Origin of the sequence: Marinomonas sp. MED121 (assembly GCF_000153025.1) — a bacterium.
In the GTDB taxonomy this organism is placed as follows: domain Bacteria; phylum Pseudomonadota; class Gammaproteobacteria; order Pseudomonadales; family Marinomonadaceae; genus Marinomonas.
Genome location: NZ_CH672431.1, coordinates 632,275 through 652,974 on the forward strand (window position 1 = coordinate 632,275; position 20,700 = coordinate 652,974).

Genomic DNA, 20,700 nt, shown 5'->3' on the forward strand with positions numbered 1-20,700 from the left:
ATTTTATTTTGTATTATTACAGCCGAATATTCTGATTGAATTTGGCTGGCCTCTATAGAATTACTGTTTAAGGTACTGAGTCAAGAGAAAACTAACAAAATACCCCTGCATTTTGAGTAGATTCTTCTTTTTTATAGCTTTTCTTTATCGATTGATACTTATCTGATAAATAAACTGAATTTAAATTCAGAAAAAGTCCTTTCTACTAGTAAGGTTTAAGTTAAGCCCAAAATTTTAAAAAAGCACCATTTTGGTTCGTCGAATCTTCTATAAATGTCTTTTTGCACAGAATAATTGTCTGTTTTGAGCCAACTTGTCAGCCCTGAAAATGTTATTGTTTTACTTTGTTGCCTTAACAGTGAAATATAGACGCTCAAAAACTGAAGATAAGATCAAAAAATACAGAGTTTTGTAATTTTTGTTGTTCGCTGAGCACATGCTAGACTAGCGTAAGACCTTGTTTGAATGGGGAGATTCAACCGCGATGGATAATTCGCCTAAACCTTTAGATAGGTTAGATCGAAAAATATTAAGAGAGTTACAAGTAAACGGTAGATTATCTAATGTGGAGTTAGCTAGTCGAGTTGGTTTAAGTGCAACGCCTTGTTTAGAAAGGGTGCGTCGTTTAGAACGTAATGGTTATATCACAGGCTACTGTGCACTGGTTGATCCACGTAAAGTGGAAGCTGGCTTGCTAGTGTTTGTCGAAATTCGTCTTAAAGCGACATCACCAGAAGGCTTTAATGAGTTCAAAGCATCCATTGCAAATATTCCAGAAATTTTAGAGTGTCACTTGATTGCCGGTGATTTTGAATACCTGCTTAAAGCTCGTGTGCCTGATATGGATGCCTATCGTCAACTTTTAGGTGAAACCTTGCTGACACTTCCTCATGTACGTGAGTCTCGAACTTATGTGGCAATGGAAGAAGTGAAAAACACCACAGTGGTGAACATTGCCTAAACGCTTAATGTTTTAAACATTTAGGTAATGATCAATATTCGGTAGCCACCTTTGTAACAAAGGCGAAATGGCTTCCGGGTGATGATGATAAAGCCGCTGAGCAGTTGCTTGTACTTGGTCAAGTAAGCCCTTATCTCGTTGTAAATCAGCTACTTTAAATTCCATTAATCCAGTTTGCCGAGCGCCTAATAATTCCCCTGGACCTCTGAGTTCCAAATCTTTTTCTGCTATTTTAAAACCATCTGACGTTTCCCTCATGGTAGATAGTCTTGCTTTACCTTGTTGTCCTAGTGGTGTTTTATAAAGCAGCACACAATGACTCGCAGCAGAGCCTCGTCCTACACGGCCGCGTAATTGGTGCAATTGCGCCAAGCCTAAGCGTTCTGGGTTTTCAATCACCATTAAACTGGCATTGGGCACATCAACACCCACTTCAATCACAGTGGTTGCTACTAAGAGCTGCAACTCTCCTGCTTTAAAGCGCGCCATAATGTCGGCTTTTTCTTGCGCTTTTAAGCGCCCATGTACCAAACCAATGGCTAAGCCTTGTAGTTGTTCACTTAGCATGGTGGCAGTATCTTCGGCTGCCTGACACTGTAAAGCATCGGATTCTTCGATTAGGGTACAAACCCAATAAGCTTGTTGACCTTCCTGGCAAGCGGCTTGGACGCGAGAAATAACTTCATCACGCCTTTGATCTGAGACCACAATGGTTGTAACAGGGGTTCGCCCGGGAGGTAGTTCATCAATAATCGAGCAGTCTAGATCGGCATAAGCTGACATGGCTAATGTTCGAGGAATGGGTGTCGCAGTCATAATTAACTGATGAGGCTGTAGTTGCCCATTCATGCCTTTTTCTCGCAGTGCCATCCTTTGGTGCACTCCAAATCTGTGCTGTTCATCGATAATGGCCAGAGATAAATTATGAAATTCCACACTGTCTTGAAACAAGGCATGGGTACCGACCACTATCTTGGCATCGCCGGAAGCAATTTTGGCCAGTTCTTGCTCTCTTTGTTTGCCTTTTAACTTGCCCACCATCCAAGCGACTTCTATGCCTAGGGGCTCAAACCATTGGCTGAAATTAATCAGGTGTTGCTCTGCCAAAATCTCCGTCGGCGCCATGACTGCCACTTGTAAATTTTGCGCCACAAATACAGAGGCTGTCATTGCAGCAACCAAGGTTTTTCCTGAGCCTACATCGCCTTGAATAAGACGCAGCATAGGGTGACCTTTTTTAAGATCTTCAAGAATTTCACCCACCACACGGTTTTGTGCGTTAGTTGGCGAAAAAGGTAGGTTTTTTAGTAACTTAGTTAAAACCTCACCCGGCTCATTTAAGCTAATTGACAGGTCTTCTTTGGCTTTAAACTTTTTGCCTATCAAGCTTAATTGATGGGCTAATAATTCTTCAAATGATAAACGATATTGGGTGGGATGCGAGCCTGATTTTAGCTCTTCTATATTGGCATCAGTAGGCGGTTGGTGAAGGTATTTTACCGCATCATAAAGGGCAGGAAGTTGAAACTCCTGTCGTACCGTCTCGGGCAACCATTCTTGTAAGTTATAAGGAGAGAGGTGCTCTAAAGCCTGCTCGCAAAGAAGGCGAATTTTGTTTTGAGTGATACCCTCTGTTAAAGGGTAAATTGGCGTGAGTCTGTCGTCTCCTGCCTGCCAGTCATCACTGACAAGTTGGTATTCAGGATGGAACATTTCTAAGCCAGTACTACCGCGCCTGACTTCACCAAAACATCGAATTGCTTTGCCTGATTCAAATTGTTTCTTTTGGCTGGCATTAAAATGGAAAAAGCGCAGACACAGGGAGCCTGAATCATCACGGATACGACAGACCAAGCTACGGCGTTTTCCCATTTGTACTTCGCAGCTTATCACCTTACCTTCAACCACAATTTCATCGCCAAATTTTAGTTGGCCAATAGGGAGCACCCGGGTTCTATCTTGATAACGTATAGGCAGATGAAAAATTAAATCCTGCAAGGTTTCGATATGCAGTTTTTGTAATTTTTCAGCCAATGCCGCACCGACACCTTTAAGCTCAGTAACTGCAACACATTCAAGCGAATCCATGGGGCTCCTTAAGGTAGCGAATTAACCTATGCCTAATTGCTTCTGACTAAACCGGAAAATGCTGATAAGCATCGCGAATTGATTGGCTCAAGGCATCAATAGCTTGTGGCCTTGGAAAACTTGCACGCCAGGCTAACGCCACAGTTCTTTTGGGCGCTGGATGAGCAAAAGGGCGAATCTCTAGCAAGTCAGAGTTAATATTAGTGGCAGCGGATTTTGGTAATACGGTGACGCCTAAACCAGATGACACCATATAACGTATGGTCTCCAGCGAACTGCCATTGACGATCGTTCGGGCAGTATCATACTCATCTTCATTAAGAATCGGGCAGGCCTCTGTCACCTGATCACTGAAACAATGTCCCTTACCTAATATCAGCAAGTTATCTGTACTTAACTGAGACGTTTCAATATGGGTCAACTTGGTCCAGTTATGGCCCTTTGGCATGAGCACCACAAACTCTTCTTCATAAATTGGCTGAGTCACCACATCCGGCTCTCTAAAAGGGAGTGCGACGATAATGGCATCAAGCTCACCATTTCTCAGTTTTGGTCTGAGATTTTCAGTTAAGTTCTCTTCAATAATTAATGGCATGCCTTGGGTATGCTGATGCAAGAAGGGAATCATATGAGGGAAAAGATAAGGAGCTATGGTATAGATAGCGCCAACTTTAATGGGGCCTTTTAATTGGTTCTGGCCCGATGACGCCAATTCTTTAATAACATTCGCTTGCTCCATCACACGCTCTGCTTGATCCACGATTTGTTGACCGAGTGGGGTGATATAGACCGCACTTTTAGAGCGCTCAAAAATTGCGGCCCCAAGCTCTTCTTCTAATTTCTTAACTGCCACACTTAAGGTGGGTTGAGACACATGACAGGCATCCGCTGCACGACCAAAATGTTGTTCTTTGGCTAGCATCACAATGTATTTAAGTTCGGTGAGCGTCATAAATTTTGCCTATAAAATAGAATCGATTGTTAATAACTATGATAAAGTAATTTTTGATAAAGTATAATATTTAGATCAGTTTATTTGTGACTTGGATTCTAATTATGGCAAGTATATTAATTGCAGGTTGTGGTGATTTAGGCAGTGGTATAGCTTCAAATTTGGTTGAACAAGGGCACCAAGTGCATGCTATTCGCCGTTCTCAGAATCAATTTCCTGACGGAGTGCAGGGGATTGTGGGAGATATCTGTGAATTACCCGAGGCGTCTTTCCCTAAAGTCGATATTGTTTACCTTATAATGACACCTCAAGATCGTACGGCGGCGGCCTATGACGCTGCGTATTTAGCGACAAGTCAGCGGCTGTATGAGGTTTATCAAAAGCTTGCGACTCAAGATGGACCCCATGTCTTTTTTGTTTCAAGTACCAGCGTTTATGGTGCTGAACAAGATGGCGCCATAGGTTTGCAAGAATCGACCCCAGCTATGCCTAGCTCAGAGACAGCCAAGGTATTGCGACAAGCGGAAAAGGTCTGGTTAGAGGGGCAGCTGGAGCACACAGTGGTTCGCTTCTCAGGTATATATGGGCCAGGGCGAAATCGCACTTTAGATAAAATCGCTCAAGGCCAAGGCTTTAGTGCTCCCAATCAATGGACTAACCGCATTCATCGAGATGACTGTGTCGAAAGCTTAGTCTTTATGGCCCAAGCCTATTTTGCCGGCACGCGTTTAGAGCCACTATACATAGGCACGGATAACGCCCCGGTTAGTCAATGGGAACTGGTCAATTGGATTGCGGCGCAAATGGGTGTCAAACAAACACTGACGAGTGAACTGAGCTTGGCGGATATGATACCTAACAAAGGCAAGCAGCTTAGTTCCCAAGCATTGCAAAATCTCGGTTATCAGTTTATCTATCCAAGTTATGTGCAAGGCTATCAAGCTTTACTGAAAGGCTATCTCAAGGGATAAGTTTGCTAAGGCGTGTCATAAAAAAAGCCGATGCTGGCATAGCATCGGCTTTTTTAGATCTGAAGATAAAGAAGATTAGTCTTCTAGTACCATCACACCTTCAATTTCCACTTTTACATTCTTCGGTAATGCACGCACACCAACCGCAGCACGTGCTGGGTAAGGGATGCTAAAGAACTGCATCATCACTTCGTTAACCGCATTGAAGTTGCCAAGGTCAGGCATAAAGATGTTCAGTTTTACGATATCTTGTAGAGAGCCGCCAGCTGCTTCGCATACAGCTTGAAGGTTTTTGAATACCTGAGTGGTTTGCTCAGATACGTCTTCACTAATGATTTCCATCGTTTCTGGTACGAGTGGAATTTGACCAGAAAGGTAAACCGTATTGCCAGCACGTACCGCTTGAGAATAAGGGCCGATTGCTTGTGGAGCTTGGTCTGTATGAATCACTTGCTTGGACATCTCTAATTCCTCATTTTGTTATCGCCTTCTAAGAGGCTTTTTTTATCGTTAAATGCAGATATATGCTGAGCGAGAGCTAACCCGCTAGCGTGAAACTATGGTCTCGCGTGTGACTTTCTCAACACAGCGAACCGCCTTAATACGACGCATCACATCAGCTAATCCTACCCGACTTGAAATGGTAATGTTTAAGCGTAAGCGACTGATTCTGCCTCTTTCAATGATATCTAGGTTAGACACCTGATAATCCGTATCACTGATGGAGCTGGCGATTTTAGCCACAGCACCACGTTCGTTTACATAGCTGACAATCAAACTGATATTAAGGTCTTCTTCAATTTCCTTACCCCATGCCATATGAATGTATCGCTCAGGCTGGGTGAGGTGGTCTTGAATATTTGGGCAGTTTTGATGGTGGATAATGATGCCTTTCTCAACTTGCACAAAGCCAACAATGGGATCACCCGGAATAGGAGAGCAGCACTTAGCGTATGACAGTAGCATGCCTTCTGATCCATTCACCTTAAAGGACTTAGGTGAGATCAGCTCTTCTTCATTAAAATGCGGGAATAGCTGACGCGATACCAAATAGCCCACATGGCGGCCTTTACCAACAGATTCCAATAAGTCATCCATGGACTCAAGCTGATAATGAGCCAGTACTTGATCTATTTGGTCTGTGGTGAGGTGTTCGATATTTGTTTTGAAGGTATTTAGAGAGCGATTAAGCAGGCGGGTACCGATGGAAATAGCATTTTCACGCTGCTTGTCTTTAAGATAATGACGAATATTTGCTCGTGCTTTACCCGTAATCGCAAAACTGAGCCAAGCCACGTTAGGCTGGGCTTTTTTCGCGGTAATAATTTCAACCGTCTGGCCACTTTCTAATTGCGTACTGAGCGGTGACAAGCGTCGGTTAATACGACAGGAAATACAGGTATTGCCGATTTCTGTATGAACGCCGTAAGCAAAGTCGACCGGTGTCGCGCCGGTTGGTAACTCAATGATTTCGCCGTTCGGGGTAAAGACATAGACCTCATCGGGGAAAAGATCATTTTTAACATTATCAACAAACTCAATCGCATTACCGGCTTTTTGCTGAATTTCTAATAGGCTTTTCACCCATTTTGTTGCTCTATCATGGCTATTGCTCGCACCTGCGCTGGTGGTCTTATACGCCCAATGGGCTGCAATGCCATTATCCGCCACCATATTCATCTCTTGAGTACGAATCTGTACTTCCATAGGTAAGCCATTAGTGCCCACCACAGTGGTATGTAAAGACTGATAACCATTGGATTTTGGCACAGCGATATAGTCTTTAAAACGACCTTCTACTGGCTTAAACAAGGAGTGGATAACACCGAGAATACGGTAACAAGAATCATGTTTGTCGGTGATAATACGAACACCAACCACATCCATAATCTCGCCTAAAGAACGGCGTTTTTTCTGCATCTTCTGATAAATGCTATAGATGTGTTTTTCGCGAATACTGATATCAGATTCAATATAATCAGCCGCCAATTCAGACTTTAAATAATCCCCTAACTTCTCAGTATCCTTAATACGTTGACCATACTTCTTATTGATCGCCCGATTCAGCATGCGAGCACGCATAGGATAATAAGCTTGGAAGGCAAGGGACTCTAAATTGATGCGCACATTATACATACCTAAGCGGTTAGCTATTGGTGCATAAATGTCTAAGGTCTCGCGGGCAATACGACGCTTTTTGTGGGCTGGCATAGAATCCAGCGTGCGCATATTGTGTAATCGGTCGGCTAACTTCACCAAGATGACACGAATATCATCCGCCATGGCCATGGCCATTTTTTGGAAGTTATGGGCCTGCTTCTCAAGCTGATTATTAAACTCGAGATGGGTCAATTTACTGACCCCGTCTACCAGCGCTGCAACCCCTTCACCAAACTGTTCCGTTAAGGCTTCACGGCTAATGCCGGTATCTTCGATAACATCATGCAATAGTGCAGCCACTAGGCCATCACAATCCATGCGGAACTCAGCTAAAATTTGCGCCACAGCCAAAGGATGAATCACATAAGGTTCACCACTTTTACGACGTTGACCATCGTGAGCTTGTTCTGCGTAATAATAAGCGCGTTTAATGTCAGCGACTTGCTCATAGGACAAGTACTGAATCAGGGTGGAGGCTAAATCTTCTATGGTATACATCGCTCACCTCAACAGTGAGCTAAAGTTGAAACGAGCGATACCATAAATTAAAACTCGTGAATGGGTTGTTGGTCTTGAAGATCAACATTGCCGGCGTTGATAACGTCTTCAGCAATTTCACGTAAAGCAACAACAGTAAATTTGTCGTCTTCGATAGCAACTTTAGCGTCTTTACCACCAGTAGCTAGTTGGCGAGCACGCTTTGCAGCAACCATAACCAACTGAAAGCGGTTATCAACATTTTCTAAACAATCTTCTACAGTAACTCGAGCCATCTTAATCTCTACCTATTTAATTCATGAATGTTCTAATTCTACTTAACCGCTTCTCACAAAGACAAGAGATCATTGATAAGATCCGCATGTTTTTGTGCAATAAGCGGTCTTCTTGAGCGCATTGCCGTAAAAACGGACTGCATTTGCGCTAAGGCGTCATCTAAATCATCGTTTATGATGACAAAATCATACTCATCGTAATGAGACATTTCGCTCACCGCTTTGGACATACGACGCTCAATTACCTCATTTGTATCCGTACCACGACCACGCAAACGTTCATCTAACGCCTTCGTTGACGGTGGCAGAATAAAAATACTCAAAGCATCAGGGTACAGCTCGCGCACTTGACGCGCCCCTTGCCAATCGATTTCCAAAATTACATCCAGACCCTGATCAAGCATGTCAGCGATCGCTTTTTTCGAAGTACCATAATAATTATCAAATACTTGGGCGTGCTCAACAAAGGCATCTTCAGCAATCATATCTAAGAAGTCATCAGCATCAATAAAGAAATATTCTCTGCCATCTTGTTCACCTGTTCGCGCAGCACGAGTAGTGTGAGAAACAGAAATACGTACCTGCTCGTCTTGAGCCAGTAACGCTTTATATAAGGTTGATTTTCCAGCACCAGAAGGGGCTGAAAGAATGAAAAGATTTCCGCGAGATTGATTCATTCGGGTCTCTGATAAAGATCTAATAGTGGAAAAATAAGAGTATAGCGGCGCGAAGCGCCAAGCCCGATCAGAAATCGGACAGGGATTGTACCATATTTCTTGGTTTTTGATCATTGTTTGGTGTGGGAAAACGGCTGAGCTTACTGATACTTTGTTAAAGCTTTTCTCAATATGCTCATTTATCACGATAAACTCCGCTATTTCGAAAACCTTTGCCGCGTCTAAGTAGCGCTCAGACCATTTTTCATGAGTATAGGTATTAATAAAAACAGAGAGTATGAAATAGTTAATTAGTTGCTATTTTCTGTATGATATTAGCGACTTAGTCTGCGTAAAAAGGAATTTAGATGAATCAAGTGGGTATCTATGAGCAGTTGATTACATAACTTGTAGAACAGAACCTTTTCTAGGAAAGTGGCTGAACTTGCTGAGACTTTGTTAAACCTTTTCTCAATATGCTCATTTATCTCGATAAACTCCGCTATTTCGTGAAATTTCGCCTCGTCTCCGCTTCGCTCAGCTCGTTTTTTAAAGAAATTAAATAAGCTATTAGGAAGCTAAAAATCATGCAAGCTATTGATATTTAATGTTAAGATTTTTTCTGATTAATTAAAATACTTGCTTTATTACTAATCTGAGACGGAATTCTCGTAGTTTATGTGGTAATAATAACTAATGTGTTGTACCTACAGTTTTGGAGAAGTATTACAAAATGGATGAAGACAAATTACCACATCATACTCTTAAATTCGCTCCTTCAATTCTCTCACGTCTTGGTGAAGAGCTTCTTCCTAACTTTGATCAAGGTATTATTGAGCTTGTAAGAAATGCTTACGATGCTGATGCGCAAAACTGTACTGTAACATTAAATAATATTAATCACCCTGGAGGTTCAATTGTCATAGAAGACGATGGATGTGGAATGGACGAGGATGTTATTTCAAAATCTTGGCTTGTTTTAGGCCATTCTTCAAAAAGAGAAAGTGGTGTAACAAATAAAGGCCGTATACAGGTTGGGGATAAAGGTTTAGGTAGGCTGGCTGCGTTAAGAATGGGCAAAAATACTATATTAACATCTAGGCCAAGATTACCAGAAAGTTTAGTGCATTCTGATAAGGAGTATCAAACTCAACTAGAATGGTCATTATTTAACAAAACATCCACAGTAGATGAAGTAGCTATAGAGATCACTTCGTCTGTTTTGACCCCAGATAGTCATGCAGGCACAAAGGTTGAAATATTAAATCTAAATAAAAAAATTACCAAACCTGAAGCTGAACGTTTAGCACGAAGCTTGATGCTTTTATCAAACCCCTTTGATGAAGTGAATGACTTTAAGCTTAATTTTGTTTGTAATGATTATCCTGAATTAGAAAAACTAGTTAGAACAGGCTATTTAAACGAAGCTGAATTTGTTTTAAAAGCAAAACTGGATTCAAATGGTATGGCAACAGCTCAAGTTTTAGATTGGAAGCGAGATGTAATATGGAGAACTAATAGTGACGAGTGGTTTTCTAAAAAAAGCTCACAAAATTCTCCAATTTATAACGCACCTAGTTCAGATTTTGAAATCTCTATTTTTCAATTAGATAACTCGACATTTGCTACTCGAAATATTAATAAAACCCAAGTTTCTAATTGGTTAAAATCAGTTGGAGGGGTTCATATATATCATAATGAATTTAGAGTACACCCATACGGTGATGAGGGGTCTGATTGGTTAGATATGAACTTAGCTCGTGTAAACAATCCTTCCATTCGGCCTTCAACCAACACATCTATAGGGCGAGTCAATATATTAGATAAGGATAAAGTTCTTCAGCAAAAAACTGACCGTGTAGGTTTTATCGAGGATGATACTTTTCATGAGCTAAAGAGATTTATTATAGACTCTTTAAATTGGTATGCTAATAAAAGGAATCAGTTAGCAACACAAAAACGAAATGCTCAAAAAGATAAAGATGAGAAAGAAGTTAAAGATAAGAATCTTGCTCTTAAAAAAGTTATTCAAAGCGTAGAAAGTGTTACTTCTCAGAAAAAATTAAAAGCTGCTGTTAAAGCTGCCAGCCTCGCTGCTGAAAAACAAACAAAGCATCTTAAAGAAGACCTTAAATTATATCGATCTTTAGCTACAGCAGGAACAACTACTGCTGTTTTTTCACATGAAGTATCTAAGCCTATTTCAGAGATACCACACTCGCTAAATAGTGCTGAAAAACTAGTTAAAATTAACTGCGAGCCATCTATTTACAGTAGATATAAAGAGCGTACAAATAATATTTTAAGTTATTTAGACCGTTTGAGTCACTTTGCAGAATTACAATTAAATTTACTCAAAAGAAATAAACGTCGAGATGGTGTTATTGATATCAACTCAGCTATTGAGAATTTACTTATTCACTTTAAACCACTGTTAAATCGTGAGTTAATTGAGGTTGAATTTATTTATGATAACTCTACTAAACCAAAATTAAATGGCTCGTTATGTATTTTAGAAGCGATTATTACTAACTGTCTTACAAACTCAATGAAGGCTTTTAGAAGTGATGGGTTTGATGTAGACACCCGAAAAATTGAAATTTTAGTTAAACAAAGCTCACAAAATTTACTTATCAGAATAAGTGATAATGGACCAGGCATAACGGAAATAAGTACCGAAGATATTTGGTTGCCTGGAGTAACAACAGTTGAGGATGGTACAGGGTTTGGCCTAACTATTGTTAGAGACTCAGTATCTGACTTAGGAGGGAGTTGTCGCCTCGATGCCAAAGGTAGTCTTGGTGGTGCCACCTTTTATTTTGAGTTCGTAGCATTATGAGAAAAATTGCAATTATTGATGATGATAAAGAATCACGTCTCACCATGAAGTTTAAAGTTGAAGATGCAGGTTTTGAGCCTGTTTTAATTACTGGTGCTTTCGGTAATGATAAAGCACGGCTTATGGATGAGATATATAAAAATGATGTTTATGGGGTTATTTCAGATCATCGTTTATCTCCACTAAAGCTTGCAAGCTTTTATGGTGCTGATTTATTAGCTGATTTATATGATCAAAAAATGCCTACTATTTTAATTACACAATTTTTAGATGAAGATGCAGATACAACAATTCGAAAGTTTCGTGACAGATTACCTTCAGTAATAGGCCGGGGAGATGATCATAATGATGATTTAATCAGTGATCTTCTTACTCTTTCTAAGAATGAAATCGAGTTAGGCCCTAGGCCGGACCGTAAATCTCATAGAGCTCTTATTCGTATTTATAATCTACAAGATTCAATTGTTTCTGGAGTAGTAGAAGGTGTTGTAACTAACTGGAAATCTGACACTAAAATTAGGTTTCCCATTGACATGATACCTGCACAAGTAAGGGATACACTATTACTGCAGAAAAAAGATATCACTCGAATATCTGCATTTGTAAATATAGGGGCAAATGACTCAAAAGAAATATTTATTACAGATACTCATGTGCTTCCATCTTTAGAGGGAGTAGATATTAATGAGTTCTGTTAATTTTACTGCCCTAGATATAGGTCATGGTAATTGCACGATTATTAAATCAGATGATGAAGTTTCTATTATTGATGCTGCACAAGGCAAAGATCTCTTAGATATACTGATCGAAAATAAAGTATACATAGTAGATGATCTTATTCTTTCACACTCTGATGCTGATCATATTGGCGGAGCAATTTCATTATTAATGAGTGAGACTATTTCTATTGTGCGTATACATATAAATTCTGACCCTATTAAGAATACAGAAAAGTGGTATGACCTGTTAAGTGCAATATCAGAAGCTAGGAAAACGTATAAAACCAAGCTCAAGCCTTCTATATCAAGAGATGATGATAATATTATTTATAATCATTATGAGTTAGAAATTTTGTCTCCATCTCCAGTTGACTGTTTGACAGGCCCCGGATCGATAGGTCTAAATGGTGAAGTTTTAAATGCAAACTCTATGTCAGTAGTTCTTAGATTATTACATCAGAATGAAAGTATCGCTTTAATACCTGGTGATATGGATGCGAGGTCTTTAGAGTTTTTGAAGAGTGAAAGTCAATGCCTCGACGCAAAAATTTTAATATTTCCTCATCACGGTGGTATGCCTGGGCATGGTGATCCATATGACTTTTCACATGAACTATGTGAATTAGTAGATCCTGAACTTATTATTTTCTCTAACTCTAGGTTTAAACACGACAACCCTAGAAAAGAAATTATTGAAGGTGCTAAGAAGGCTAATTGTAATATCTATTTTGCCTGTACACAGATGTCTAAAGGCTGTTGTCCACAGGAAAATCGTCTATCAAATAATCACCTAATAGCAACGTATCCCAGCAAGGGGAGTCCACAAAATCACAGTTGTGCGGGGAGTGTTTCTATAGAATTAAATGGTAGGTTGACTGATGTCAAAACTCCCCTTATGGATCATGGTGTTTACATTAGAGACTTCAATGAAAGAAAGTGTATTTAGTTCGCTAATAGACTTCAAATTGCTCGAATAAAACCTTTGCTATCTGCTGTGCCAAGAACGGTGGCACAGCATTTCCTACCTGTACGTATTGTTGAGTCCTATTTCCTTCAAAGAAGTAGTTGTCGGGAAAGGTCTGTAGTCTTGCTGCTTCACGGACTGTGAGGCTGCGGCACTGCTTGGGGTCGTAATGGACGAAGTAGTGACCATCCTTTGATATATGACTGGTGACAGTGGTTGCTGGTTTATCGGCTGATTGCACTCTGAACCTATCCGCATGCTTTCCTGTTTTCCAGTTAGCGTGTTTAGGCGCTAACTCTGAAGGGAAATCTCTCGATTTAGGGGATATGCCATTATTGAGTTGTGAGTAGGCGGCACAAAATGCATATCTTAGTAAGTCATCTTTCATGTGCCCGCGGGTTTCGTGGTTAAGCACATAATTTAGCTTTTCATCTAATAACCAGCTTCTTAATGGCTCTTGTAAAGCTGAGTTCTGAACGTCTTTGTGCTCTATTGATTTGCGTTCAAGCTTTGTAATAGGTTCGAGGTCTAATTGGTTAACCTTATCTTTAAAAGATCGTGAGAAGATTTTCTTTAGTTGTTTTGCGTGAGAGCTAACCGCATGTGTCCAGTCTTGACCATTATCTTTCTGTTTTGAGAAACCACTTCTTAAAGGCGGTAAATCATCAAGGGTTTCTTTAACTGTGACTGCTGCTTTTTCTGGTGCTTTTAATGTGCCTGGTACTTGTTTTAAGTCTTCTCGAACACCAAGTAATATGACTCTGTGCCTCGCTTGAGGAATACCGTAATCTTCGGACTTTATAAGAAAGTCAGCTGGCTTTTTATAGGTAGGGTTATGTGAGTCTTCTGCTTCGGTAACTAATGAATATATTCGATAGCCCAATACACCTTCTGTTTTTGTCACCTTACCAGGCTGTTGTAAGTCTTCTAATATCTCTGGGAACATGAGCTTCCCATCCAGTTTGGCAGACAAGATTCCGCGTACATTTTCCATGACAAAAATGTCGGGTTTCGCAATAGAAAGAACTTGAAGGTATTCCTTGTACAAGAAGTGTCTGTGATCTTCTTCTGCTTTATATTCTTTGTTGCCCGCATTACGTGAGCGGCCAGCAAGAGAATAGGCTTGGCAAGGCGGCCCGCCGATAACAACCGTAGGGCCTTTGTGGCTGGAAGTTAATGTTCTGATACGCTCGTGAATAAGCTCATTATCTACCCCTAAAGCTTTCGGGCCATTTAAGGTTTCTTCAATAGCCGCTTGTGATTCTTTAGGGTGTAATTCGAAAAGCTGATCGCGAGTTATATGTCCTTTCACATAATCATAGTAATCATTACATGAGTCAGGGTTATCGGCAATTTTGCGAAAGAAAGCGCGGGTAGTTAGTGTTCTATGGGCAGAAGGTTCCTTCTCAACTGAGACGCCAATTTGAAAAGGTTTTAATCCATTATCACCAACATAAGAAGAGATTCCTTCACCTAAGCCACCAGGGCCTGCGAACAAATCTATCACCAATACTTCACTAGCTTTCATTTGTACAACAATCACATAACTTTAAAGCCTGCAATCATACCAGGCTTGCAAGTTAGGGTAACCTACTTTTTTGATTCACTTGAACTCCCTTTCGGTTCACAAGGGCGTGACTTAAAGTGATAGTTACCACTCTCATCTAATGTTAAAACAGAGATGTTTCCGCCGCCTAAGTATGAAAGCCAAGTATTTTTCTCATTATTAAATCCGCAGCGCTCTTCTACTGCTATGAATGATGTATCTTTTAGTATTTTTTCTAATCCATTAAGTTCTAAATATTTTAAAAATATTTCTGAGAAAAAAATATAATTAAATATAAATGAGAACATACAGAAGCCTTTAATTAAAGTTTTATATGAATCTGTAAAAATATGCTTCAAAAAATTATAAAATATAACTAAAATTACAATAATGGTTGTTATTGAAACTATTACTGATGTAACCATTAGAAATGTAGCAATGTTAATAGCGTATGGAAATAGAGTTGGGCTTTCTTTAGTTCTAATTGCTATTTCAAAAGCAAACTGACTATTAAAATATAAGTATAAAATTGGTGTTGAAAAAATAGTAATAATACTAAAAGAAAAAGTATAAATTTTATTACTTAAAATATAGGCAAGCTCTGAGCTAAAAGCATAAATAATCAAAGCTAATGATATAATAAAAAACAATATATAATATTGTTTTTTATACTCAAAATAAAAATTAAAAAATAAGTTGATACTGTAAAATAAAAGAAGTGCTATTGATATAAAGAATATAATATTAAATTTATTTTTTTCAGATCTTAAAAATATAATTCTCCTTGGCTTTCTTTCAATTATTACTTGATTGAAAAAGAATTTTGAAATCGATTTTTTATGATGACAATAGAATCCTAGTAAAACAGGTAGAAAAGCAAATATTGAAATGAGCAACCAAGCTATCATGGGCAAAAAGTCTTCCTTGTGATATTTAATTCTAGCTTATTGAACCACTCTTTTTGAGTCGCATAAAGGTTTGATTTGATATGGTTTATGTCATTTTTCTGTACTAAATGAGGCAATTAATCTCTCTATTCGCCTCATTTATTGAGGCAAACAATCTTGCTAATCGCCTCATATGGTGAGTAGAATAGGTTTGTTATTCGACTCATTTGAGGTGTTGTATGTGGATTTGGCAAGAAGCGGATTGGCCTAACTTCATTTGGCAATCTGATGTGCTCGCGCCTTTGTTGCGTGAGGTGCATTTTAATCAGGGCTTGTTGTTGGGTCGTATGAGCCATCAATCAAAAGATGAAGCCCTGAATACCACTTTAGATACCTTGCTTGCCAATATCATTCATTCCAGTGCGATAGAAGGGGAGAAGTTAAATGCCTTTTCTGTACGATCTTCTCTCGCTAATAAATTAGGTGTTTCTGAGAGTGAGCCTTATGCTCGATCTGAACAATCGGATAGTTTGGCTGACTTGATGTTAGATGCTCTGCCTTCTTCCACTGAATCCCTTAAAGCGCCACTAAGTTTAAACCGTATCTTACATTGGCATAGATTGTTGTTTTCTGGTGATGCTGGCCAAAGCTATTTGAGTAATGACATCCTTGTTGGTCAATTGCGCGGTGAATCGCCCATGCAGGTCATTTCTTATCAAAAAAGGGGTCGGATAGATAGGCCTACTTTACATTTTGAAGCGCCAGGAAGAGAAAGGTTAGAGGCCGATCTTACATTCTTTATAGATTGGTTTAATCAGTCCCTATTAGATGAGTCTCTAGACCCTGTATTACGGGCGGGCATTACTCACCTTTGGTTTGTTACTTTGCATCCTATGGATGATGGTAATGGACGTTTAACACGCCTGTTAACGGATCTTGCATTGGCACAAGGGGAAAGCCAATCTATTCGTCTTTATGCTATGTCAGTGAGCATTCTGGAAAATCGGCAGTCTTATTATGATGTGCTTGAAAGCGTTCAGAAGGGACAGCTTGATATCACGGATTGGCTAGTTTGGTTTTTAAAAACTTTGAATCAAAGCTTGCTTAACACCCTAGCAGATATAGAGCAGACACTGTCTAAAACTCGATACTGGCAAAGCTTTGATCAAACTCAGCTAAGTAAGGAGCAAAGTAAGGTGCTTAATAGACTCTTAGATGGTGACTTTGAACTGGGAATAAATAGCGGCCAATATCAGAAGGTTGCTAAGGTAAGCCGCGCAACGGCGACTCGACATTTGGCTCATTTAATTGAGTTAGGTTGCTTGGTGAAAACAGGCGCGGGCGGGCGTAGTACGCGCTACAAGTTAAACCTATAATTTAATCGCCTCATTTAGTGAGGCGAATAGCCTTTCTAATCGCCTCACTCTTTATTATTTCCTTTCCCTACACTCTTTTTGATCCCCATGTTTGCATAGCATCAAAGATGGGGACGAGTGCTTGGCCGTCTTCGGTCAGTTCGTACTCGACCCTGACTGGGACTTCGGCAAAGGCGGTGCGACTGATGAGTTGATCGTCTTTGAGCTCTTGTAGGGAACGGGTCAGCATTCTGTCTGAGGCGTCTGGCAGTAAGCGCTGTAGTTCAGAGTAGCGTTTAGGGCCTGATAGTAATTGATACAGTATGGTTAGCTTCCACTTGCCACTTAATAGGCCGACTGTTAGTGCTACGGGGCAGGTTTCTTCGTTATTCACTGGGTCGGCTTTCGTCATCTTTTTACCTTATTAAGCACTTACATGGGTGTAAGTTACGCACATTTTTGCGTCTAGAATGGCTGTTTTTCGCCTGTTACTTTAACACTTTAGCAGGCTAATCTCTGTACTTGAGCCTGTGTTTTAACTAATAAAAGGTGAGATTAACATGAAAAAAACAGTTGCCATTTTTGGTTCCACAGGGGCGCAAGGTTCGCCGGTTGTTAGTGCGGCATTGGCTAAGGGTTTGACAGTGAGAGCCGTGGCCCGTGATCTGAACAAAATTGCTGACAGGCACCCAGAAGCAGAGGCATTTAGTGCAACACTGGATGATGTGGAGGCGATTACTCAAGCCTTAGAAGGTGTTGATGCTGCCTTTTTGCATCTGCCTATGCCAGTGGGTCCTGATGATGCACAAACTTGGCTAACGAACTTTATGATTGGAGCAAAGCGTGCGGCCTTGCCGCTATTGGTTTACACCACCAGTGGCCCTTCAGGAAATCGTTACCCTGAATCTATGATGATAGAAGCAAGCACAGGTGGCATGCAGGCGATCATGAATTCGGGAATAGCATCGATTGTTTTACAGCCAAGTATTTATTTGGAAAATTTGCAGTCTGAGATGATAGTTCCGAAATTACATTCACAAGGGATTTTGGATTACCCACCACTGGATGCGAACACACAAATTCAATGGACCTCTCATTATGATCAAGCCTTGGTTGCGGTGGCGGCCTTAACTCGTCCAGATTTGGCGGGTAATGCCTATGAAATAGGGAGTAAAGGGGCGCTAACAGGAGAGATGTTGGCCAGAGAATTAGAGCCTTGGGTAGGTAAGTCCGTTACCTTTTCCCCTTTGTCTCCAGCGGATTTCGGACAAAGGGTGGGTGATGCAATAGGGAGCCCTGGTGCTGCATTTGCGTTAACCGATTTGTACTCCTCTCTTGCAAAAATGCGCACTGATGAGATGCAGGTTAACCTGCTAAAAATAGAAGAAATTTTTGATGTTCAACTCCTATCGATTAAAGAGCATCTGGCAAATTGGCAGGCTAATTCAGAGAGTCTTAATCAATCATAATTAATGGAACGGCGTTATTTACAAAACGTCGCTTGTTGAAGGCGAATAAGCAATTTATTCGCCTTTTTTATTTGCTGCATTAGGCGGGTGAACCTCAAGCCAGACTAAGCTTTTGGAATGGTTTGATCCAGTGTCTGTCTTGAGGTAATCAGGCTTAAGATAAGCCTGATTTATCTTACCTTTGTGGCGTGTGTGCTTTTTGTCAAAAAATTACCGAGTCGGATCATAAATATACATGATGTAACACTTAAATCGTTTAAGTGCTTAATTCTTAACAATTCATCATATAAAAAGTCCACACTGCTCAAATACTAACCATGTAGAATCAGCGTTTTGAACTAGTCCTCGAAATCCCCCCATATTGGCCGCGTTGTTTCTTAATAATGCATGAGGCAGAACTAAGCAGAATGGAGTTGAGAATTAAAAATCGACAGCGCGCCCTATTAATTGCTTTCACGTTAATTGTGATCATGATCGCTATGTTAGGCATAGTTTCAAAAATTCTGTTGACTCGGATGGCGAATACGATGAATCAGTTGTATGCCCACCCTTATAAAGTGTCCAACATGGGGCAAGAAATTAAATTCAATCTGGTCTCTATGCAAACCTATCTAAAGGATGACGTTTTTGCGCAAACACAGGCCGAACAAGACACGGCTTTGGTTAAACTAAAAAGTCATGAAACTAAGGTCTTACAGAGTTTTGATCTAGTGTCAGATCTCTATTTGGGCGAGAAGCAAACCATTAACGAAAGCTATCGTTTAGTGATTCAGTGGCAACCGATACGCAATGAGATCATTCGCTTAAGCCAGCAAGGTAAACAGGCCCAGGCACTTGCGCTAATGAAAGGTAAGCAGGACGTTTATTTGGATCAATTAATGGCTAAGGTGCAAATCTTGAGTGACTTTGCGAATCATAAGGCAGAAGGCTTTCAGCAAGACTTTTTAAAGGAGCAAAAAAACGCGCTGTGGATGAACTATGTCTTGTCCTTCTTATCGACCTTTTTCATCATTTTGCTAGCCATGAGCATTATTCGAAAGGTGGCCAAATTAGAGCAAGCGGATCAAGCTAAAGACCATTTGATCGATCAAAATATCATGTTAGCGAGTTTAGACAAAAACGGCATTATTCTTAATGTCAGCAATGCTTTATGTCGATTCTTAGATAAAAATAAAGCTGAATTAATAGGGCAAGATAGTCATTTTTTTGATAATTCAAAACGCTCACAGGCTTTGAGCGCTTCTATCTTGTCCGTGTTAAAAACAGGGGCTGAATGGCGAGGTGAAATTCAATACATTAATCGCCAAGGTAAGTCTTGTTGGGCGCAATCAAGCATAGTGCCTAATTATGATAAAAATTATACTGTGAGTAGTTTCACCAATACCTTAGTGAGTACGACTAATCAAAAGTTAGCGATTATTGACGAGCTAACGTCACTTTATAATCGTCGTGGTTTTAATGCCATTTTAAGCCGAGAATATCAGCATGCCCAAAGGGACCAAGCTTGTTTAAGTTTGGCCATTTTAGATATTGATTATTTTAAGAAATTTAATGATTTATATGGGCACCCCGCAGGGGATGAGGCCTTAAGAAAAGTGTCGAGTGTGATTCTCTCTGTCGTCGATGAGACCTGCTTCGCATTTCGTATTGGAGGGGAAGAGTTTGCTGTGCTATTTATTGGAGCGTCGATTGAAACGACCAAGCAGAAGCTGCTTTGGCTAAAAGAGCAGGTAGAATCGCTTAATATTCAGCACGAGCAAAATCTAGTGAGTGAATTTTTAACCCTTTCAATCGGCACCTTTGTGTTAGCGCCAAAAAGCCATATAGAAGAAGGGCGTTTATATAGCATGGCGGATAAAGCCCTGTATCAAGCTAAGTTAGAGCGTAATGCTTTGGTTATCAAGCAAGAGCCTTTTGAACAAGAACTCATCGAACAAGAGCCTGCTTAATCTATCAGTGGGCGGTGTCAAATGCTGTGTTTGCTAGATTTAAAAAAACTCATCCTTCTATCAGCATAAAACTGAGCGTTACTTGTATTTTGGGCGTAATGCTCAGTAATTGCTGACACTTGTTTTTATCGCTCAAATATCCTTACTTTATGAGTACCACTTATATCATTCTGCGTGAATCAGTTTGAGTCACGCTTGTCAGAAGAGACGCGAGAAGTGCCCTAATATCTCGTTTCAGTTAAATAGATCTTAGGTGCTGATATTTATTAGAGAGTCAGCATATTTAGATCAAAAAAGGATTTTTCACTGAATCGAGCAATATTACAAAAAATTAATGATAAATAAGTACTCACTGACGCTCTGGGCTAGATAGCATGGGTAAAATACCTTATGCTTGCTAAGAGTAAAAAA

General features: G+C 40.1%; 17 protein-coding genes. 8 read left to right on the top strand and 9 right to left on the bottom strand.

Annotation, left to right across the window (positions count from 1 at the left end):
* Positions 1-484 precede the first annotated feature (484 nt).
* On the top strand, positions 485-961 hold the full coding sequence (gene lrp / locus MED121_RS14470) for a leucine-responsive transcriptional regulator Lrp (RefSeq protein ID WP_009834468.1): 477 nt from the start codon (positions 485-487) through the stop codon (positions 959-961).
* Between the two features lie 12 nt (positions 962-973).
* On the opposite strand, the gene recG is transcribed toward lrp, so the two are convergent.
* Positions 974-3,049 carry an ATP-dependent DNA helicase RecG gene (gene recG, locus MED121_RS14475; RefSeq protein ID WP_009834469.1) on the bottom strand — a complete coding sequence of 692 codons (2,076 nt, stop codon included), beginning with the start codon at positions 3,047-3,049 and terminating at the stop codon, positions 974-976.
* A gap of 46 nt (positions 3,050-3,095) precedes the next feature.
* On the bottom strand, positions 3,096-4,001 hold the full coding sequence (locus MED121_RS14480; RefSeq protein WP_009834470.1) for a hydrogen peroxide-inducible genes activator: 906 nt from the start codon (positions 3,999-4,001) through the stop codon (positions 3,096-3,098).
* A 104-nt stretch (positions 4,002-4,105) separates the two neighbouring features.
* On the opposite strand from MED121_RS14480, the gene MED121_RS14485 reads away from it, so the two are divergent.
* Positions 4,106-4,972: an NAD-dependent epimerase/dehydratase family protein gene (locus MED121_RS14485; protein ID WP_009834471.1), complete on the top strand. Its 867-nt coding sequence runs from the start codon at positions 4,106-4,108 to the stop codon at positions 4,970-4,972.
* A gap of 75 nt (positions 4,973-5,047) precedes the next feature.
* On the opposite strand, the gene MED121_RS14490 is transcribed toward MED121_RS14485, so the two are convergent.
* The 4 genes from MED121_RS14490 to gmk form a co-directional block, all read right to left on the bottom strand.
* Positions 5,048-5,434, bottom strand: coding sequence for a RidA family protein (locus MED121_RS14490; RefSeq protein WP_009834472.1), 387 nt, complete (start codon positions 5,432-5,434; stop codon positions 5,048-5,050).
* 84 nt (positions 5,435-5,518) lie between these two features.
* Entirely contained in the window at positions 5,519-7,630 is a 2,112-nt protein-coding gene (locus MED121_RS14495) for a bifunctional (p)ppGpp synthetase/guanosine-3',5'-bis(diphosphate) 3'-pyrophosphohydrolase (protein ID WP_009834473.1), read from the bottom strand.
* Positions 7,631-7,677: 47 nt separating this feature from the next.
* The gene (gene rpoZ, locus MED121_RS14500) at positions 7,678-7,905 is read right to left on the bottom strand and encodes a DNA-directed RNA polymerase subunit omega (protein ID WP_009834474.1); all 228 of its coding nucleotides are present in this window, start codon (positions 7,903-7,905) and stop codon (positions 7,678-7,680) included.
* Positions 7,906-7,958: 53 nt separating this feature from the next.
* The gene (gene gmk, locus MED121_RS14505) at positions 7,959-8,582 is read right to left on the bottom strand and encodes a guanylate kinase (RefSeq protein WP_009834475.1); all 624 of its coding nucleotides are present in this window, start codon (positions 8,580-8,582) and stop codon (positions 7,959-7,961) included.
* 712 nt (positions 8,583-9,294) lie between these two features.
* Between gmk and MED121_RS14510 the strand changes: the two genes are divergently transcribed.
* From MED121_RS14510 to MED121_RS14520, 3 genes are read left to right on the top strand one after another with little or no spacing between them, the layout of a single operon-like run.
* Positions 9,295-11,400: a sensor histidine kinase gene (locus MED121_RS14510; RefSeq protein WP_009834476.1), complete on the top strand. Its 2,106-nt coding sequence runs from the start codon at positions 9,295-9,297 to the stop codon at positions 11,398-11,400.
* Positions 11,397-12,098, top strand: coding sequence for a hypothetical protein (locus tag MED121_RS14515; protein ID WP_009834477.1), 702 nt, complete (start codon positions 11,397-11,399; stop codon positions 12,096-12,098). The genes MED121_RS14510 and MED121_RS14515 overlap by 4 nt, the downstream gene beginning before the upstream one ends.
* Positions 12,085-13,065, top strand: coding sequence for an MBL fold metallo-hydrolase (locus tag MED121_RS14520; RefSeq protein ID WP_009834478.1), 981 nt, complete (start codon positions 12,085-12,087; stop codon positions 13,063-13,065). The genes MED121_RS14515 and MED121_RS14520 overlap by 14 nt, the downstream gene beginning before the upstream one ends.
* Positions 13,066-13,069: 4 nt before the next feature.
* Here MED121_RS14520 and MED121_RS14525 read toward each other — a convergent pair whose 3' ends face one another.
* Both MED121_RS14525 and MED121_RS14530 read right to left on the bottom strand, forming a co-directional pair.
* On the bottom strand, positions 13,070-14,611 hold the full coding sequence (locus MED121_RS14525) for a DNA cytosine methyltransferase (RefSeq protein WP_009834479.1): 1,542 nt from the start codon (positions 14,609-14,611) through the stop codon (positions 13,070-13,072).
* Between the two features lie 62 nt (positions 14,612-14,673).
* A complete protein-coding gene (locus tag MED121_RS14530) occupies positions 14,674-15,537 on the bottom strand; it encodes a hypothetical protein (RefSeq protein WP_009834480.1) in 864 nt (287 codons plus the stop codon).
* 218 nt (positions 15,538-15,755) lie between these two features.
* On the opposite strand from MED121_RS14530, the gene MED121_RS14535 reads away from it, so the two are divergent.
* Positions 15,756-16,892, top strand: a complete 1,137-nt coding sequence (locus MED121_RS14535; RefSeq protein WP_009834481.1) for a Fic family protein — start codon at positions 15,756-15,758, stop codon at positions 16,890-16,892.
* Positions 16,893-16,959: 67 nt separating this feature from the next.
* Here MED121_RS14535 and MED121_RS14540 read toward each other — a convergent pair whose 3' ends face one another.
* Positions 16,960-17,283: a helix-turn-helix domain-containing protein gene (locus tag MED121_RS14540; protein ID WP_009834482.1), complete on the bottom strand. Its 324-nt coding sequence runs from the start codon at positions 17,281-17,283 to the stop codon at positions 16,960-16,962.
* A gap of 148 nt (positions 17,284-17,431) precedes the next feature.
* On the opposite strand from MED121_RS14540, the gene MED121_RS14545 reads away from it, so the two are divergent.
* Positions 17,432-18,340 carry an NmrA family NAD(P)-binding protein gene (locus tag MED121_RS14545; RefSeq protein ID WP_009834483.1) on the top strand — a complete coding sequence of 303 codons (909 nt, stop codon included), beginning with the start codon at positions 17,432-17,434 and terminating at the stop codon, positions 18,338-18,340.
* 407 nt (positions 18,341-18,747) lie between these two features.
* Positions 18,748-20,289 carry a diguanylate cyclase gene (locus MED121_RS23785; protein ID WP_050764591.1) on the top strand — a complete coding sequence of 514 codons (1,542 nt, stop codon included), beginning with the start codon at positions 18,748-18,750 and terminating at the stop codon, positions 20,287-20,289.
* Positions 20,290-20,700 lie beyond the last annotated feature (411 nt).

Excerpts from the sequence above, each read along its gene's own strand:
- gmk (WP_009834475.1), bottom strand. The coding sequence starts at position 8,582 with ATGAATCAATCTCGCGGAAATCTTTTCATTCTTTCAGCCCCTTCTGGT.
- MED121_RS14545 (WP_009834483.1), top strand. The coding sequence starts at position 17,432 with ATGAAAAAAACAGTTGCCATTTTTGGTTCCACAGGGGCGCAAGGTTCG.
- MED121_RS14495 (WP_009834473.1), bottom strand. The coding sequence starts at position 7,630 with ATGTATACCATAGAAGATTTAGCCTCCACCCTGATTCAGTACTTGTCC.
- rpoZ (WP_009834474.1), bottom strand. The coding sequence starts at position 7,905 with ATGGCTCGAGTTACTGTAGAAGATTGTTTAGAAAATGTTGATAACCGC.
- lrp (WP_009834468.1), top strand. The coding sequence starts at position 485 with ATGGATAATTCGCCTAAACCTTTAGATAGGTTAGATCGAAAAATATTA.
- MED121_RS14485 (WP_009834471.1), top strand. The coding sequence starts at position 4,106 with ATGGCAAGTATATTAATTGCAGGTTGTGGTGATTTAGGCAGTGGTATA.
- MED121_RS14530 (WP_009834480.1), bottom strand. The coding sequence starts at position 15,537 with ATGATAGCTTGGTTGCTCATTTCAATATTTGCTTTTCTACCTGTTTTA.
- MED121_RS14525 (WP_009834479.1), bottom strand. The coding sequence starts at position 14,611 with ATGAAAGCTAGTGAAGTATTGGTGATAGATTTGTTCGCAGGCCCTGGT.
- MED121_RS14515 (WP_009834477.1), top strand. The coding sequence starts at position 11,397 with ATGAGAAAAATTGCAATTATTGATGATGATAAAGAATCACGTCTCACC.
- MED121_RS23785 (WP_050764591.1), top strand. The coding sequence starts at position 18,748 with ATGGAGTTGAGAATTAAAAATCGACAGCGCGCCCTATTAATTGCTTTC.
- recG (WP_009834469.1), bottom strand. The coding sequence starts at position 3,049 with ATGGATTCGCTTGAATGTGTTGCAGTTACTGAGCTTAAAGGTGTCGGT.
- MED121_RS14535 (WP_009834481.1), top strand. The coding sequence starts at position 15,756 with ATGTGGATTTGGCAAGAAGCGGATTGGCCTAACTTCATTTGGCAATCT.
- MED121_RS14510 (WP_009834476.1), top strand. The coding sequence starts at position 9,295 with ATGGATGAAGACAAATTACCACATCATACTCTTAAATTCGCTCCTTCA.
- MED121_RS14490 (WP_009834472.1), bottom strand. The coding sequence starts at position 5,434 with ATGTCCAAGCAAGTGATTCATACAGACCAAGCTCCACAAGCAATCGGC.
- MED121_RS14540 (WP_009834482.1), bottom strand. The coding sequence starts at position 17,283 with ATGACGAAAGCCGACCCAGTGAATAACGAAGAAACCTGCCCCGTAGCA.
- MED121_RS14480 (WP_009834470.1), bottom strand. The coding sequence starts at position 4,001 with ATGACGCTCACCGAACTTAAATACATTGTGATGCTAGCCAAAGAACAA.
- MED121_RS14520 (WP_009834478.1), top strand. The coding sequence starts at position 12,085 with ATGAGTTCTGTTAATTTTACTGCCCTAGATATAGGTCATGGTAATTGC.